Here is a 15,438-nt window from a genome sequence, read left to right as displayed (position 1 = left end):
ATGCGTTTAAATACTCTGTCTCCGGCCGAAGGGTCTAAACACGCTGCGAAGCGTGTAGGTCGTGGTATCGGTTCTGGCCTCGGCAAGACCGCTGGTCGTGGTCACAAAGGTCAGAACTCACGTTCTGGCGGTGGCGTACGTCGCGGTTTCGAAGGTGGCCAGATGCCTCTGTACCGTCGTCTGCCTAAGTTCGGCTTCACCTCACGTAAAGCTATGGTTACGGCAGAAGTTCGTCTGTCTGACCTGGCGCGAGTTGAAGGCGGCATCGTCGACCTGAACACGCTGAAAGCTGCCAACATTGTCGGTATTCAGATTGAGTTCGCTAAGATTATCCTGTCTGGCGAAGTCGCTGCACCGGTTACGGTTCGTGGTCTGCGTGTCACTAAAGGCGCACGTGCTGCAATCGAAGCTGCTGGCGGTACAATTGAGGAATAAGTAGCAGATGGCTAAGCAACCAGGATTAGATTTTCAAAGTGCCAAAGGTGGTTTTGGTGAACTGAAACGCAGACTTCTGTTTGTGATTGGTGCACTAATTGTTTTCCGCATTGGCTCTTTTATTCCAATCCCTGGTATCGATGCCACTGTACTTGCCAAACTGCTTGAGCAACAGCGTGGCACCATCATTGAAATGTTTAACATGTTCTCTGGTGGTGCTCTGAGCCGTGCTTCTATCTTTGCCCTGGGTATTATGCCGTACATTTCGGCCTCTATTATTATCCAGCTGCTGACGGTGGTTCATCCAGCGTTAGCAGAAATTAAGAAAGAAGGGGAGGCTGGTCGTCGCAAGATTAGCCAGTACACCCGCTACGGTACTCTGGTATTAGGTATATTTCAGTCGGTCGGTATTGCTACCGGTTTACCGAATATGCCTGGAATGCAGGGCCTGGTATTAAACCCAGGCTTTGCTTTCTACTTCACTGCTGTTGTTAGCCTGGTCACCGGAACAATGTTCCTGATGTGGCTGGGTGAACAGATAACTGAACGAGGTATCGGTAACGGTATCTCAATCATTATCTTCGCGGGTATTGTTGCGGGATTGCCGCCGGCCATTGGCCATACCATCGAGCAAGCACGGCAAGGCGACCTGCACTTCCTCCTGTTGCTGTTGGTTGCAGTTCTCGTATTTGCAGTGACCTTCTTCGTTGTTTTCGTTGAGCGTGGTCAACGCCGCATTGTGGTGAACTATGCGAAACGTCAGCAAGGCCGTCGAGTCTATGCTGCACAGAGCACACATTTACCACTGAAAGTGAATATGGCCGGGGTTATCCCAGCAATCTTTGCTTCCAGTATCATTCTGTTTCCGGCCACGATTGCATCATGGTTCGGTGGCGGTACCGGTTGGAACTGGCTGACAACTATTTCAATGTATTTGCAGCCCGGACAGCCGCTTTATGTGTTACTCTATGCGACTGCAATCATCTTCTTCTGTTTCTTTTATACCGCGTTGGTTTTCAACCCACGTGAAACAGCAGATAACCTGAAGAAGTCTGGTGCATTTGTTCCAGGAATTCGTCCGGGAGAACAGACGGCGAAGTATATTGATAAAGTAATGACACGCCTGACTCTGGTTGGTGCGCTCTACATTACCTTTATCTGCCTGATCCCGGAGTTCATGCGTGATGCGATGAAAGTTCCATTCTACTTCGGCGGTACATCGCTGCTGATTGTAGTCGTTGTCATCATGGACTTTATGGCTCAAGTGCAAACTCTGATGATGTCCAGTCAATATGAGTCTGCATTGAAGAAAGCAAACCTGAAAGGCTACGGCCGTTAATCAGGCGCTTGAGAAGTTACGGAGAGTAAAAATGAAAGTTCGTGCTTCCGTCAAGAAATTATGTCGTAACTGCAAAATCGTCCGTCGTGATGGTGTCGTACGTGTGATTTGCAGCGCCGAGCCTAAGCATAAACAGCGTCAAGGCTGATTATTCGCATATTTTTCTTGCAAAGTCGGGTTGAGCTGGCTAGATTAGCCAGCCAATCTTTTGTATGTCTATGCGTTTCCCATTTGAGTATCCTGAAAACGGGCTTTTCGGCATGGGACGCATATTTGAATAGTAGGAGTGCATAGTGGCCCGTATAGCAGGCATTAACATTCCTGATCATAAACATACCGTTATCGCGTTAACTGCAATTTTCGGTATCGGCAAGACCCGCTCACAGGCTATCTGTGCATCAACGGGTATTGCAGAAAATGTTAAGATCAGTGAGCTGTCTGAAGAGCAAATCGATATTCTGCGTGATGCAGTATCAAAATTTGTTGTTGAAGGCGATCTGCGTCGTGAAGTCACCCTGAGCATCAAGCGTCTTATGGACCTTGGTTGCTATCGTGGTTTACGTCATCGTCGTGGTCTTCCAGTGCGCGGTCAGCGTACCAAGACCAACGCACGTACCCGCAAGGGTCCGCGTAAACCGATCAAGAAATAATCGGGGTGATTGAATAATGGCAAAGGCACCAGTTCGTGCACGTAAGCGTGTAAGAAAGCAAGTCTCTGATGGCGTGGCTCATGTCCATGCGTCTTTTAACAACACCATCGTGACTATTACCGATCGTCAGGGTAATGCGTTGGGTTGGGCAACAGCCGGTGGTTCCGGTTTCCGTGGTTCTCGTAAGTCGACTCCGTTTGCAGCTCAGGTTGCTGCTGAACGCTGTGCTGACGCCGTGAAAGAGTACGGTATTAAGAACCTGGAAGTTATGGTTAAGGGTCCAGGTCCAGGCCGCGAGTCTACGATTCGTGCTCTGAACGCTGCTGGTTTCCGCATCACGAATATTACTGATGTGACTCCGATCCCTCACAACGGTTGTCGTCCGCCGAAAAAACGTCGCGTATAACGCCCGTTTTTTAGGAATGTTGGAGAAAGAAAATGGCAAGATATTTGGGTCCTAAGCTCAAGCTGAGCCGTCGCGAAGGTACAGACCTCTTTTTGAAGTCTGGTGTTCGCGCGATTGATACCAAGTGTAAGATTGAACAAGCTCCTGGTCAGCACGGTGCGCGTAAACCGCGTCTGTCTGATTATGGCGTACAGTTACGTGAAAAGCAGAAAGTTCGTCGTATCTACGGCGTGCTGGAGCGTCAGTTCCGTAACTATTATAAAGAAGCTGCACGTCTGAAAGGCAACACGGGTGAAAACCTGTTAGCTCTGCTGGAAGGTCGTCTGGACAACGTTGTTTATCGTATGGGCTTTGGTGCCACTCGTGCAGAAGCACGTCAGCTGGTTAGCCACAAATCTATCATGGTAAATGGCCGCGTTGTTAGCATCGCTTCTTATCAGGTAACTCCGAATGACGTTGTTAGCATCCGTGAGAAAGCCAAAAAGCAGTCTCGCGTGAAAGCCGCTCTGGAGCTGGCTGAACAGCGTGAAAAGCCAACCTGGCTGGAAGTTGATGCAACTAAGATGGAAGGTGTGTTCAAGCGTATTCCTGAACGTACCGATCTGTCTGCGGACATTAACGAACACCTGATCGTCGAGCTTTACTCCAAGTAAAGCTTAGTACCAAAGAGAGGACACAATGCAGGGTTCTGTGACAGAGTTTCTAAAACCGCGCCTGGTAGATATCGAGCAAGTGAGTTCGACGCACGCCAAGGTGACCCTTGAGCCTTTAGAGCGTGGCTTTGGCCATACTCTTGGTAACGCACTGCGCCGTATTCTGCTTTCATCAATGCCGGGTTGCGCGGTGACCGAGGTTGAAATTGATGGTGTACTACATGAGTACAGCACCAAAGAGGGCGTACAGGAAGATATCCTGGAAATCCTGCTCAACCTGAAAGGGCTGGCGGTAAGAGTTCAGGGGAAAGATGAAGTTGTTCTTACTCTGAATAAATCTGGCATTGGCCCTGTGACTGCAGCCGATATCACCCATGATGGTGATGTCGAAATCGTCAAGCCGCAGCACGTGATCTGCCATCTGACCGATGAAAACGCTGCTATCAGCATGCGTATCAAAGTTCAGCGTGGTCGTGGTTATGTGCCGGCTTCTGCCCGAATTCATTCGGAAGAAGATGAGCGCCCGATCGGTCGTCTGTTAGTTGACGCCTGTTACAGCCCTGTAGAGCGTATCGCCTACAATGTTGAAGCAGCGCGTGTTGAACAGCGTACTGACCTGGACAAGCTGGTCATCGAAATGGAAACCAACGGCACTATTGATCCTGAAGAAGCGATCCGCCGTGCGGCAACCATCCTGGCAGAACAACTCGAAGCTTTCGTTGACTTACGTGATGTACGTCAGCCGGAAGTGAAAGAAGAGAAACCAGAATTCGATCCGATCCTGCTGCGCCCTGTTGACGATCTGGAATTGACTGTCCGCTCTGCTAACTGCCTTAAGGCAGAAGCTATCCACTACATCGGTGATCTGGTACAGCGTACTGAGGTTGAGCTGCTTAAAACGCCTAACCTTGGTAAAAAATCTCTTACCGAGATTAAAGATGTGCTGGCTTCTCGTGGTTTGTCTCTGGGCATGCGCCTGGAAAACTGGCCGCCCGCTAGCATTGCTGATGAATAACCCGATCACAGGTTAAGGTTTCACTGAGAAGGATAAGGTCATGCGCCATCGTAAGAGTGGTCGTCAACTGAACCGCAACAGCAGCCATCGTCAGGCTATGTTCCGCAACATGGCTGGCTCTTTGGTTCGTCATGAGATCATCAAGACGACCTTGCCAAAAGCGAAAGAGCTGCGTCGTGTAGTTGAGCCGCTGATTACTCTTGCCAAGACCGACAGCGTAGCTAATCGTCGTCTGGCATTCGCCCGCACTCGTGATAACGAGATCGTGGCAAAACTGTTTAACGAGCTGGGCCCGCGTTTTGCGAGCCGTGCCGGTGGTTACACTCGTATTCTGAAGTGTGGCTTCCGCGCTGGTGACAACGCTCCGATGGCTTACATCGAGCTGGTTGATCGTCCAGAAGCTCAAGCAGAAGCTGCAGCAGAGTAATCTGCTGTATGTTGGAAAAACCGGGCTTGCCCGGTTTTTTTATGTCCGAAATTCCCCTCTTCCTCTTCAAGCGTTATCCTTATATCTTCCCTTCCGTTACTGCGGGTGAATTATGTGGCTAATAGATCAGTTGGTTGAGCAGCATATTGCCGAAGCGCAAAAGAATGGTGAACTGGATGGTCTTTCGGGTAGCGGCAAAAAGCTTGTACTGGATGACGACAGCCACGTTCCCCCCGAGCTGCGTGCGGCATATCGTCTGATGAAAAATTCCGGTTATCTTCCACCAGAGCTTGAAATACGGCGCGAAGCGGTCGAGCTGGACCAATTACTGGCAGGGCTTACACCCGATGATGACAGCTATGAGCAATGTGCAAAGCGGCTGGTTTTACTGGAAATGAAACTCAGGCAGGCTGGGATGAGCACTGCATTTTTACAGGGCGATTATAGCAACCGTGTCCATCGACATTTTAAAGGAGAGGAGTGATGTTTAAAATTGGTCAGCTGGCCAAACTGGCCGATGTGACACCAGATACTATCCGCTACTATGAAAAGCAGCAGATGATGGATCATGAAATCCGTACTGAAGGTGGTTTTCGCCTCTACAGCGACAATGATTTACAGCGACTGAAATTCATTCGCTATGGGAGACAGCTGGGGTTTAGCCTTGAGGCAATACGTGAATTACTGTCGATCCGCGTGGATCCCGCGCATCATACCTGCGAGGAATCGAAGGGTATCGTGAAGAAACGTTTGTTGGAAGTAGAAGGGATGATTACTGAGCTACAGAATATGCAACGTTCGTTGAAAAGACTGAATGATGCGTGCTGCGGCACTTCACACAGTAGCCTCTACTGTTCGATCCTCGAAGCGCTGGAAAAAGGTGAAATTGCTGTAGTAGATTGATTTTTTATCCGGTGAGCTCTATATTCTTGCCGTTACTCATTAAGGAGCAAAAGATGTCAGGTTATCAACACAAAAAAGGTGTGATCCGCGATAATGCGATTGAAGCATTACTGCACGATCCTTTGTTTAAAGTCAGGATCGAAGTGAACCACAAGGGTAAGGGCAGCTTCCGGCGTAAAGACAAACACGCTAAAAAGGGTAACTGGGAGGCCAGTGGTAAAGAGAGCTTTACCACTGGCCTTCTGATTTTCCGGGCATAAAAAAACCGCCGTCGGCGGTTTTCTTAATAAGAAAGTCGTAATCAGGGCTGACCATTCTGCTGTTTCAGCAAATCGCGAATTTCAGTGAGAAGGGTTTCTTCGACACTGGGCTTCGGAGCGGGTTTTTCCACTTCCTTTTTCTTATGCAGTTTGTTCATCAGCTTGATAGCCATAAAGATGGCGAACGCGACGATAACAAAATCAAACACGGTCTGAATAAAAATACCGTACTGCATTACGACCGCGGGTGTATCGCCAACCGCAGGCTTAAGTACCCAGGCGAACGATTTGAAGTCCACTCCCCCGATTAAAAGACCCAGCGGTGGCATAATGATGTTTGCCACCAGTGAAGAAACAATTTTACCGAATGCCGCACCAATAATGACACCAACTGCCAGGTCGACAACATTGCCGCGCATGGCGAAATCACGAAACTCTTTGAATAAACTCATTGTTCTCTCCAATCCTTTACCAGATGATAAGTCTAACAAACGATCCCGTTTTTACCAGAATGAAGCGGAAAAATTTAAGCTGCCACCCCGGAGGGGGTGACAGTGAGAAGGCCGCTCGAACTGTCAGAGGAAAAAGGGACTAGGCTGAAAGAGCCTTTCAACATCTCCCACAAACTTTTTGTCGGTAAGGAACATGATAACGTGATCTCCCTGCTCAATGCGCAGGTTGTTATTGGCGATCATGACGTCATCGCCACGCACAACCGCGCCAATTAGCGTACCGGGAGGCAGTTTAATATCGTTGATTTCCCGCCCTACAACCCGGGAGGTTGTCTCATCGCCGTGAGCAATCGCCTCAATGGCTTCTGCTACGCCACGGCGCAGCGATGATACCCCGACAATATCAGCCTTACGCACATGCCCTAATAACGCCGATATTGTTGCCTGCTGCGGGGATATAGCGATATCTATGACGCTACCCTGAACCAGATCGACATAGGCCTTACGCTGGATCAGTACCATCACCTTTTTGGCCCCCATCTTTTTAGCCAGCATCGCTGACATAATGTTGGCTTCATCATCATTAGTGATCGCGATAAAAAGATCGATCTGATCGATGTGTTCCTCGGCAAGCAGTTCCTGATCGGACGCATCTCCGTAAAACACAATGGTATTCTGTAAGAGTTCAGCCAGCTCGGCCGCGCGTTGCTGATCGCGTTCAATCAGTTTTACGCTGTAATTTTTCTCAAGACGCAGGGCTAAACCGGAACCTATATTACCCCCGCCTACGATCATAATGCGCTTATAAGGCTTCTCCAGCCGCTGATACTCGCTCATCACCGCTCTGATATGCTGGCTGGCCGCAATGAAGAATACTTCATCCCCGGCTTCAACGATGGTTGAACCCTGAGGGCGAATGGGCCTGTCCTGGCGGAAAATCGCCGCCACACGCGTATCTATATGCGGCATATGATCGCGCATGACGGAAAGTGCATTCCCTACCAGGGGCCCACCGTAATACGCTTTGACTACCGCAAGGCTGACTTTGCCCTCAGCGAAATTTACCACCTGCAGTGCACCGGGATACTCGATTAGGCGGTAAATATTATCAATAACCAGCTGTTCGGGAGAGATCAGATGATCAATTGGCACCGCTTCAGGAATGAAAAGCTTATCTGCATCACGGATATAATCCGGCGCACGTATGCGGGCGATGCGGTTTGGGGTATTAAACAGAGAATAGGCAACCTGGCAGGCGACCATATTCGTTTCATCAGAATTGGTTACTGCCACCAGCATATCAGCATCTTCCGCGCCAGCTTCACGCAGTACGCGCGGATGAGAACCATGACCCTGAACCACCCGCAGGTCGTACTTATCCTGTAGCTGGCGAAGGCGAATCGCATTAGTGTCTACGACCGTGATATCGTTATTTTCGCCTACCAGGTTTTCAGCGAGGGTACCACCCACCTGACCAGCGCCAAGAATGATTATTTTCATTATGCTTCAGTCTGATTGTTGGGGCCATTAAGGGCCACGTGGAATATCGCATGGCCCAACGTTTATTTCTTTATTAACTTCGCATAGTAGAAGCCATCGCCACCGGCTGGATCGGGGAAAACTTGCCGACCCGCTAAGGTGGTATCGCCGATCTCAATATGCACAGCATCATTATGTCGCGTCATAAATGCGGCGATCTGCAAGTGGTTCTCTTCCGGCAATACTGAACAGGTGGCATAAAGTAGAGTGCCACCGGTTTTGAGATGTGGCCAGATGGCATCCAGAATATTTGCCTGCAATGCTACGAGCTCTGCGATATCACGGTCACGACGTAACCATTTAATGTCAGGATGACGTCGTATTACGCCGGTGGCAGAGCAGGGCGCATCAAGCAGAATGCGGTCAAACTGGGTTTCTCCGCACCATTCTGCCGGTGTTCTGCCATCGCCGACTCTAACGTCGGCTGACAAATTAAGTCGCTGAAGATTTTCACTGATACGGGAAAGCCGCTGGGCATCAACATCCACAGCCAACACGGTTGCCTGTGGTGCCGCTTCGAGGATATGGGTCGTTTTTCCGCCAGGTGCAGCACACAGATCCAGAATCGATTCACCATTCTGTGGATCCAGCAGTGATACACAGCCCTGGGCTGAAGCATCCTGAACCGTCACCCATCCCTCGGCGAAACCCGGCAGCTGGCTTACACCACAGGGGGCTTCAAGCCTCAGCGCGTCAGGGTGCTCAGGATGCGGGACAGCGTTTTTACCCGCATCCTGTAGAAGAGAGAGCCAGGCATCACGGGTATGATGCTGCCGGTTAACCCGCAGCCACATAGGCGGACGCTGGTTATTAGCGTCAACAATCTGACGCCATCGATCGGGCCATGCCAGCTGTAGCCTTGTCAGCAGCCATTTAGGATGGAGGTGGTTACGCTCATCGCTATTCATTGCCTCAGTCAGGGCTTCCTGCTGGCGCAGGAACTGACGCAGCACGCCGTTAATAACCCCTTTAAACTGCTGGCGTTTCAGAGCGACGGCACCTTCCACCGTTTCAGCCAGCGCGGCGTGGGCAGGTATACGAGTAAATATCAGCTGATAAAGCCCAACCATAATCAAAAAATGTATGGTGCGTTGTTTACCTGTTAAAGGTCGCTCCATTAGCTGGCCGATCAGCCACTCAAGCTGAGGAAGCGTACGCAACACGCCATAACAGAGCTCCTGAAGCAGAGCGCCATCTTTTTCCGCAAGGGACTTCTGGGCAGCGGGCAGTACATTGCTCAGGGACTGCCCCTGCTCGACCACTTTCTCAATGGTCTGGGCAGCAACGCTGCGCAAATTAGTCATTTTTTTCATAAGGGATCGCAAGTCAAAATCAGCCCGACATAAAGCCGGGCGATGTATCAGGCAAGGATATTGCCCGGAATGAACCAGTCACGGCGGGAATTGAGGAGATCCTGAACCGGCATGGCTTTTTTACCCGCAGGCTGGAGCTCTTCGATATTCAGTACGCCGTCTGCCGTTGCAACCTGAATACCCCTTTTATCAGCCTGGACTATCTCACCAGCCTGTTTATCCACGTGCGGCAGAACCGATGCTTTCCATACTTTCACCGGTTGCTCGTCAACGACAAAATAACTGACTGGCCATGGATTAAAGGCGCGAATGCAGCGTTCAAGCTGTGACGCAGATAGCGACCAGTCCAGCCTGGCTTCTTCTTTACTCAGTTTTTCTGCGTAGCTGACCAGTGCTTCGTTCTGCACCTCAGGAACGGCCGTTCCGCTGGCGAGCTGCGCGAGGGTATCCAACATGCCCTTAGGACCCAGGTCAGCGAGCTTGTTGTACAGCGAGGCGCTGGTATCCTCAGGCTCAATCGGACAGGAGAGCTTACGCAGCATATCGCCGGTATCCAGGCCGACGTCCATTTGCATAATAGTGACGCCGGTTTCACTGTCCCCTGCCCACAATGAACGCTGAATAGGTGCCGCGCCCCGCCATTTGGGAAGGAGTGAGCCATGCACGTTTATGCAGCCCAGACGAGGCATTGCCAGCACCGCCTCCGGTAAAATCAGGCCGTAGGCGACCACGACCATAACATCAGCATGAAGCTGGGCAACCCACTGCTGATTCTCTTCGGGACGCAGTGATTTAGGCTGGAAAACAGGCAGACCATGCTGCTCTGCAAGCTGTTTAACCGGGCTGGCCGTGAGCTTATTGCCACGCCCGGCAGGGCGGTCCGGCTGGGTGAAAACACCTACAACGTTGTGGCCGGATGACAGTAGCGCAGCAAGATGGCGCGCGGCAAAATCGGGTGTTCCGGCAAAAATAATTTTCAGGGAGTCAGACACGCTCTTACCTTTTTATGGCACGGGTTAATCACGCGCGCTCTGGCGATAAAGTTTTTCCAGTTTCTGACGAATACGCTGGCGCTTCATTGGCGACAGATAATCAATAAACAGTTTGCCGACCAGATGATCCATCTCGTGCTGGATACAAATCGCAAGCAGGTCATCCGCTTCAAGCTCGAAGCTAATGCCTTCACGGTTCAAAGCGCGTATTTTTACCTTCTCGGCGCGGGGAACCAGCGCGCGCTGCTCAGGAATAGAAAGACAACCCTCTTCAATACCTGTTTCGCCGCTCTTTTCAAGCATTTCCGGGTTAATCAACACCAGGCGCTCATCACGATTCTCAGAAACATCGATAACAATAATACGCTGATGGATATCAACCTGGGTGGCAGCCAGACCAATGCCTTCCTCGGCGTACATCGTTTCGAACATATCATCCACGATACGCTGGACATTAGCATCGACTTCTTTAACGGGTTTCGCGACGGTGCGTAGGCGCTCGTCAGGAAAATGTAATACCTGTAAAACTGACATAACTTTCCAGATCTGTGTTCAAGGGATTAGATGTTTATAACTCTTATTGTAGACATTTCAGGGCATGATTGACAGCATTCCTGCTCGGTTAGGGAGGGGCTGAGAGGCCTCTGACAAGGATGTAGCAATGACACCCATGGAGATTTGGTTACGCCTCTCGTGCGTTAAGGGTTTACCACGTCAGCACTGTCAGCAGATTGTTGAAATGTTGCTTCTCCAGCCAGCGGTAACAGAGAGGGAATTGGGCTTAGTCGGTTTTTCGCCAGTGCAAAAGGAAGCCTTCCTTTATTATGACCGTACCATTATTTCTGAAGCCCTTAACTGGCTTGAGCAGCCCCAACGCTATTTTATTACCTGTGCCAGTCCACTCTATCCTGAGCGGTTAAGGCAGATAGCCGACTTCCCGACGATACTCTTCGTTGAAGGCGACCCGGGGCTCCTTTCAACGCCGCAAATTGCGATTGTGGGTAGCCGTAACTGCTCGCCTTATGGCAGATGTTGGGGAACCTGTTTCGCTCAGGCGCTCGCATTAAGCGGCCTGACTATTACCAGCGGCCTGGCGCTGGGTATCGACAGCGTGGCTCATCGCGCTACGCTGGAGGTCAAAGGCAAAACGCTTGCCGTCTTAGGCAGCGGGCTGAAATGTATCTATCCCCGCCGTCATGCTCAACTGGCTAAAGATATTATCGCGGGAGGGGGAGCGCTGGTGTCTGAATTCCCTTTATCCGCGCGCCCCATGCCTTACCATTTCCCACAGCGCAACAGAATTATCAGCGGGCTCAGCCTCGGGGTATTAGTCGTCGAAGCATGTATGAAGAGTGGTTCTCTGGTTACGGCACGACTGGCGTTAGAACAAAATCGGGAAATCTTCGCATTACCGGGTGCTATTGGTAACCCGGGCAGTGAAGGCACGAACTGGCTCATTCAGCAGGGCGCACTGTTAACTGCTCATCCCAATACTATTCTTGAACAACTCAATAGTGAACTGGACTGGTTACCCGACCCTCAACCAACATATTCTGCCGACGAGGGTAATACGGCATTGCCATTTGCCGATGTGTTGACTAACGTAGGAGATGAGGTTACACCTGTTGACGTCGTCGCTGAACGTGCCGGCCAACCTGTGCCAGCCATCGTAGCTAAGCTGCTTGAGTTGGAGTTAGCAGGGTGGATCGCAGCTGTACCCGGCGGCTATGTCCGATTGAGGAGGGCAAGCCATGTTCGACGTACTAATGTACTTATTTGAAACGTATATCCATAGCGAAGCAGAAATGCGCGTTGATCAGGATAAATTGACAGACGATTTGACCGATGCAGGTTTTCATCGTGAAGACATTTATAATGCGTTGAACTGGTTGGAAAAGCTTGCAGATTATCAGGACGGCTTAGTTGCGCCAATTCTGCTCGCGACCGATCCGCTGTCTATGCGTATCTACACCGATGAAGAGAGCCAGCGTTTAGATGCCAACTGCCGGGGTTTTATTTTGTTCCTGGAGCAAATACAGGTACTTAATCTTGAAACCCGCGAAATGGTTATCGAACGTATAATGGCGCTGGATACACTTGAGTTTGATCTTGAGGATCTCAAATGGGTTGTATTGATGGTGCTGTTTAACATCCCTGGATGTGAAAACGCTTATCAAAAGGTGGAAGAACTTCTTTTCGACGTCAATGAAGGAATTGTGCACTAGGAGCTTCTCCGGTGTTTTAAAACTATGAATAAAACAGCGCTTTTCGCTGTGCGAAAAAATGAACCCTGCCCCCAATGTGGGGCAGAACTGGTTATTCGCTCCGGGAAACATGGCGCTTTTCTTGGATGCGCTCATTATCCCGAGTGTGACTACGTACGCCCTTTAAAAAAACAGGCTGAAGGGCACGTGGTAAAAGTGCTTGAGGGACAATACTGTCCAGCGTGTCACGAAGAGCTTGCGCTGCGCCAGGGACGCTACGGAATGTTTATTGCCTGCAGCCGTTACCCCCAGTGTGAGCATACTGAACTTATTGATAAGCCCGATGAAACTTCAATTAAGTGTCCTCAGTGCCAGCAGGGTCATCTGGTTCAGCGTCGATCGCGGTATGGGAAAACCTTTCACGCCTGCGATCGTTACCCTGACTGCCAGTTTTCGCTGAATGCCACGCCGGTAGAGGGGGAGTGTGAAGTGTGTCATTTTCCACTGTTAGTTGAGAAAAAGACGACGCAGGGGGTAAAACGCTTTTGCGCCAGTAAAGTTTGTGGAAAGCCAGTAACAGCAGGTACAAGCAGTGACGAATAATGTTTTAACTGAATCAGCGATCCTGTGTCTTGAGCGGCTACGTAAGGGGACCGTTATCGCCTATCCCACTGAAGCAGTATTTGGTCTGGGGTGCGATCCCGATAGCGAATCTGCGGTGGCGCAGCTTCTACGCTTAAAGAAGCGCCCTGTGGAAAAGGGGCTTATCCTGATTGCCGCTGATTATCACCAGCTCCAGCCCTATATTGATGATGCGCAGCTTTCTGTGGCGCAAAAAGAGAGAATGTTCGCGAGCTGGCCAGGACCGATAACCTGGGTTGTTCCCGCTAGTTCTCATACGCCTGCGTGGCTGACAGGACGTTTTGAGTCTCTTGCCATTCGGGTCAGCGATCATCCCCTTGTTCAGCAAATTTGCCGTAACTTTGGTAAACCCCTGGTATCGACCAGTGCGAACCTATCGGGCTTTCCGCCCTGTCGGACGGCTGCTGAAGTCGGCGAGCAGTTTGGTGTAGATTTTCCCGTTCTGTCAGGGGAAACCGGAGGGCGACTTAATCCTTCAGAAATTCGCGATGTCTTAACCGGCGAACTCATTCGTCACGGGTAACGTTATATGAAGCAGAATTTTACCGTTTTCGGTAATCCGATTAGCCACAGTAAATCACCGCGAATTCATCAGCTCTTTGCCGAACAGACAGGTCGTGACCATGCATATGGCTCCACGCATACCCCCCTGGATGGTTTTACCCACACTCTAAATGATTTCATCGTGCGTGGAGGAAAGGGGGCGAACGTAACCCTGCCTTTTAAAGAACAGGCGTATGAACTGGCTGGAGAACTTACGGAGCGTGCGGCGCTTGCGGGCGCGGTCAATACCCTAAAGTTGCTGGAGGATGGACGGCTGCTGGGGGATAACACGGACGGTATTGGGCTTCTGGCAGATCTACAACGGCAAGATCTGATCAAGTCTACGGATCGGATCCTGCTGGTTGGGGCGGGTGGCGCTGCGCGTGGCGCAATACTTCCCCTTCTCTCCTGGGGTTGTTCGCTAACGATTACTAATCGCACCGCCTCAAAAGCTCACGCGCTTGCAGAGGTTTTTGAGCATACCGGGGGGGTTATATGGAGCGACATAGAGACGCTGCAGGATAAACACTTCGATCTGATTATTAATGCGACTTCAAGCGGAATTGGCGGTGATATTCCCGCGTTGCCTTCTTCACTCATTTCGGTGCAAACGCGCTGCTATGACATGTTCTATCAAACGGGCGATACGCCCTTTATTCGCTGGTGTCGGCAGCATGGCGCAAGTCAGTTAGCAGATGGTCTGGGAATGCTGGTGGGGCAGGCGGCTCACTCCTTTCTTTTATGGCATGGAGAAATGCCGGATATCGAGCCGGTAATCGCCGTGCTCAGAGCGGAACTTCAGGAATGAATCAGGCTATTCAGTTCCCCGACCGCGAAGAGTGGAATGAAGACATAAAGGCCATTTGCTTTCCAGCTATGGTAAATGGCCTGATGATGATGTGCGCAATAAGCGGCGAATCTTTGCTTCGCCGTTTTGGTGATGGGCAACCTGCGCACGTTAGCTTTAGTCTTCATCGCTGGGATCTTGAGGAAGAAGCCGAGCAGCTTATAAAAGAAGGATCGGAAGACGATCAGGGTTGGTTCTGGCTATCCTGAGTGAGATAGTCATCTTTCCAACGGACATAATTACCTGAAGAGTAGAGAAGACCGGCGATCTCTGATTCCGTAAGTGGTCGCACCTGCCTGACCGGGCTGCCTAAATAGAGGAAACCGCTTTGCAAACGCTTTCCTGGTGGCACCAGCGTTCCCGCACCTATCATCACATCACTTTCAATGATGGCACCATCCAGCAAAATTGACCCCATTCCGACCAAAACCCTGTCGCCGATTGTACAGCCGTGCAGCATCGCTTTATGGCCAATCGTGACATCTTCCCCAATGATTAAAGGAAAACCTTCAGGATCGGTTGAAGAACGATGAGTGACATGCAGTATGCTGCCATCCTGAATGTTACTTCGTTTGCCAATATGAACGCGGTTAACGTCGCCGCGGATAGCAACCAGTGGCCAGACACTAACATCATCCTCCAGCCTTACATCTCCAATCACTATGCTTGAATCGTCGACCATTACCCGCTGACCAGTCTGGGGAAAGGTATTTTTATAGGGTCTCAGTTTTGCGGACATGGCTGTCTCTCTTAAAAGAAGGTGATCGAAGCGTAACGCCGTAAACTCTTCACAGGCAATGACTGCTAATAAATATGAA

The 15,438-nt window shown here is 50.5% G+C and carries 23 protein-coding genes; 17 read left to right on the top strand and 6 right to left on the bottom strand.

What is annotated here, in order from left to right:
- From rplO to AAGR22_RS19865, 11 genes are all read left to right on the top strand, one after another.
- On the top strand, window positions 1-435 hold the full coding sequence (gene rplO, locus AAGR22_RS19915) for a 50S ribosomal protein L15 (protein ID WP_067709950.1): 435 nt from the start codon (window positions 1-3) through the stop codon (window positions 433-435).
- A gap of 7 nt (window positions 436-442) precedes the next feature.
- A complete protein-coding gene (gene secY, locus AAGR22_RS19910) occupies window positions 443-1,774 on the top strand; it encodes a preprotein translocase subunit SecY (protein WP_067709952.1) in 1,332 nt (443 codons plus the stop codon).
- Between the two features lie 31 nt (window positions 1,775-1,805).
- Window positions 1,806-1,922 carry a 50S ribosomal protein L36 gene (gene rpmJ, locus AAGR22_RS19905; RefSeq protein ID WP_020322760.1) on the top strand — a complete coding sequence of 39 codons (117 nt, stop codon included), beginning with the start codon at window positions 1,806-1,808 and terminating at the stop codon, window positions 1,920-1,922.
- Window positions 1,923-2,067: 145 nt separating this feature from the next.
- The gene (rpsM, locus tag AAGR22_RS19900) at window positions 2,068-2,424 is read left to right on the top strand and encodes a 30S ribosomal protein S13 (protein WP_067709956.1); all 357 of its coding nucleotides are present in this window, start codon (window positions 2,068-2,070) and stop codon (window positions 2,422-2,424) included.
- 16 nt (window positions 2,425-2,440) lie between these two features.
- A complete protein-coding gene (gene rpsK, locus AAGR22_RS19895; protein ID WP_034899652.1) occupies window positions 2,441-2,830 on the top strand; it encodes a 30S ribosomal protein S11 in 390 nt (129 codons plus the stop codon).
- Between the two features lie 32 nt (window positions 2,831-2,862).
- Entirely contained in the window at window positions 2,863-3,483 is a 621-nt protein-coding gene (gene rpsD / locus AAGR22_RS19890; protein WP_004160561.1) for a 30S ribosomal protein S4, read from the top strand.
- Window positions 3,484-3,508: 25 nt separating this feature from the next.
- A complete protein-coding gene (gene rpoA, locus AAGR22_RS19885) occupies window positions 3,509-4,498 on the top strand; it encodes a DNA-directed RNA polymerase subunit alpha (RefSeq protein ID WP_067709958.1) in 990 nt (329 codons plus the stop codon).
- 40 nt (window positions 4,499-4,538) lie between these two features.
- A complete protein-coding gene (rplQ, locus tag AAGR22_RS19880; RefSeq protein WP_003850180.1) occupies window positions 4,539-4,925 on the top strand; it encodes a 50S ribosomal protein L17 in 387 nt (128 codons plus the stop codon).
- A gap of 112 nt (window positions 4,926-5,037) precedes the next feature.
- Window positions 5,038-5,409 carry a DUF1992 domain-containing protein gene (locus AAGR22_RS19875; protein ID WP_345829211.1) on the top strand — a complete coding sequence of 124 codons (372 nt, stop codon included), beginning with the start codon at window positions 5,038-5,040 and terminating at the stop codon, window positions 5,407-5,409.
- Entirely contained in the window at window positions 5,409-5,828 is a 420-nt protein-coding gene (zntR, locus tag AAGR22_RS19870; protein ID WP_067709962.1) for a Zn(2+)-responsive transcriptional regulator, read from the top strand. Before AAGR22_RS19875 ends, zntR begins: the two co-directional genes overlap by 1 nt.
- A gap of 53 nt (window positions 5,829-5,881) precedes the next feature.
- Window positions 5,882-6,088 (top strand): alternative ribosome-rescue factor A, encoded by a 207-nt coding sequence (locus tag AAGR22_RS19865; RefSeq protein ID WP_156485041.1) that lies wholly within the window; start codon window positions 5,882-5,884, stop codon window positions 6,086-6,088.
- 41 nt (window positions 6,089-6,129) lie between these two features.
- On the opposite strand, the gene mscL is transcribed toward AAGR22_RS19865, so the two are convergent.
- The 5 genes from mscL to def form a co-directional block, all read right to left on the bottom strand.
- Complete coding sequence (mscL, locus tag AAGR22_RS19860) at window positions 6,130-6,540, bottom strand: large-conductance mechanosensitive channel protein MscL (RefSeq protein WP_067709963.1); 411 nt, start codon at window positions 6,538-6,540, stop codon at window positions 6,130-6,132.
- Between the two features lie 123 nt (window positions 6,541-6,663).
- On the bottom strand, window positions 6,664-8,040 hold the full coding sequence (trkA, locus tag AAGR22_RS19855) for a Trk system potassium transporter TrkA (RefSeq protein WP_345829209.1): 1,377 nt from the start codon (window positions 8,038-8,040) through the stop codon (window positions 6,664-6,666).
- Window positions 8,041-8,102: 62 nt separating this feature from the next.
- Window positions 8,103-9,392: a 16S rRNA (cytosine(967)-C(5))-methyltransferase RsmB gene (rsmB, locus tag AAGR22_RS19850; protein WP_067709968.1), complete on the bottom strand. Its 1,290-nt coding sequence runs from the start codon at window positions 9,390-9,392 to the stop codon at window positions 8,103-8,105.
- 47 nt (window positions 9,393-9,439) lie between these two features.
- Window positions 9,440-10,384, bottom strand: a complete 945-nt coding sequence (gene fmt, locus AAGR22_RS19845; RefSeq protein WP_345829208.1) for a methionyl-tRNA formyltransferase — start codon at window positions 10,382-10,384, stop codon at window positions 9,440-9,442.
- Window positions 10,385-10,408: 24 nt separating this feature from the next.
- Window positions 10,409-10,918 carry a peptide deformylase gene (gene def / locus AAGR22_RS19840; RefSeq protein ID WP_067709972.1) on the bottom strand — a complete coding sequence of 170 codons (510 nt, stop codon included), beginning with the start codon at window positions 10,916-10,918 and terminating at the stop codon, window positions 10,409-10,411.
- 127 nt (window positions 10,919-11,045) lie between these two features.
- Between def and dprA the strand changes: the two genes are divergently transcribed.
- From dprA to AAGR22_RS19810, 6 genes are read left to right on the top strand one after another with little or no spacing between them, the layout of a single operon-like run.
- Entirely contained in the window at window positions 11,046-12,164 is a 1,119-nt protein-coding gene (gene dprA, locus AAGR22_RS19835) for a DNA-protecting protein DprA (RefSeq protein WP_067709974.1), read from the top strand.
- The gene (gene smg, locus AAGR22_RS19830; protein WP_067709976.1) at window positions 12,136-12,609 is read left to right on the top strand and encodes a DUF494 family protein Smg; all 474 of its coding nucleotides are present in this window, start codon (window positions 12,136-12,138) and stop codon (window positions 12,607-12,609) included. Before dprA ends, smg begins: the two co-directional genes overlap by 29 nt.
- A 24-nt stretch (window positions 12,610-12,633) precedes the next feature.
- Complete coding sequence (locus tag AAGR22_RS19825) at window positions 12,634-13,191, top strand: type I DNA topoisomerase (protein WP_067709978.1); 558 nt, start codon at window positions 12,634-12,636, stop codon at window positions 13,189-13,191.
- A gap of 19 nt (window positions 13,192-13,210) precedes the next feature.
- A complete protein-coding gene (gene tsaC / locus AAGR22_RS19820) occupies window positions 13,211-13,753 on the top strand; it encodes an L-threonylcarbamoyladenylate synthase type 1 TsaC (protein WP_345831630.1) in 543 nt (180 codons plus the stop codon).
- Window positions 13,754-13,759: 6 nt separating this feature from the next.
- Window positions 13,760-14,581: a shikimate dehydrogenase gene (aroE, locus tag AAGR22_RS19815; protein ID WP_067709982.1), complete on the top strand. Its 822-nt coding sequence runs from the start codon at window positions 13,760-13,762 to the stop codon at window positions 14,579-14,581.
- A complete protein-coding gene (locus AAGR22_RS19810; RefSeq protein WP_067709984.1) occupies window positions 14,578-14,829 on the top strand; it encodes a DUF1488 domain-containing protein in 252 nt (83 codons plus the stop codon). The genes aroE and AAGR22_RS19810 overlap by 4 nt, the downstream gene beginning before the upstream one ends.
- Here the strand turns inward: AAGR22_RS19810 and AAGR22_RS19805 are convergent.
- Window positions 14,805-15,359, bottom strand: coding sequence for a gamma carbonic anhydrase family protein (locus tag AAGR22_RS19805; RefSeq protein WP_345829203.1), 555 nt, complete (start codon window positions 15,357-15,359; stop codon window positions 14,805-14,807). The two genes, AAGR22_RS19810 and AAGR22_RS19805, sit on opposite strands and share 25 nt — an antisense overlap.
- Window positions 15,360-15,438: the final 79 nt, after the last annotated feature.

The organism is Erwinia sp. HDF1-3R (assembly GCF_039621855.1).
In the GTDB taxonomy this organism is placed as follows: Bacteria; Pseudomonadota; Gammaproteobacteria; order Enterobacterales; family Enterobacteriaceae; genus Erwinia.
Note: the sequence above shows the minus strand (reverse complement) of the source record. Positions and strands in the feature narration are given on the sequence as shown.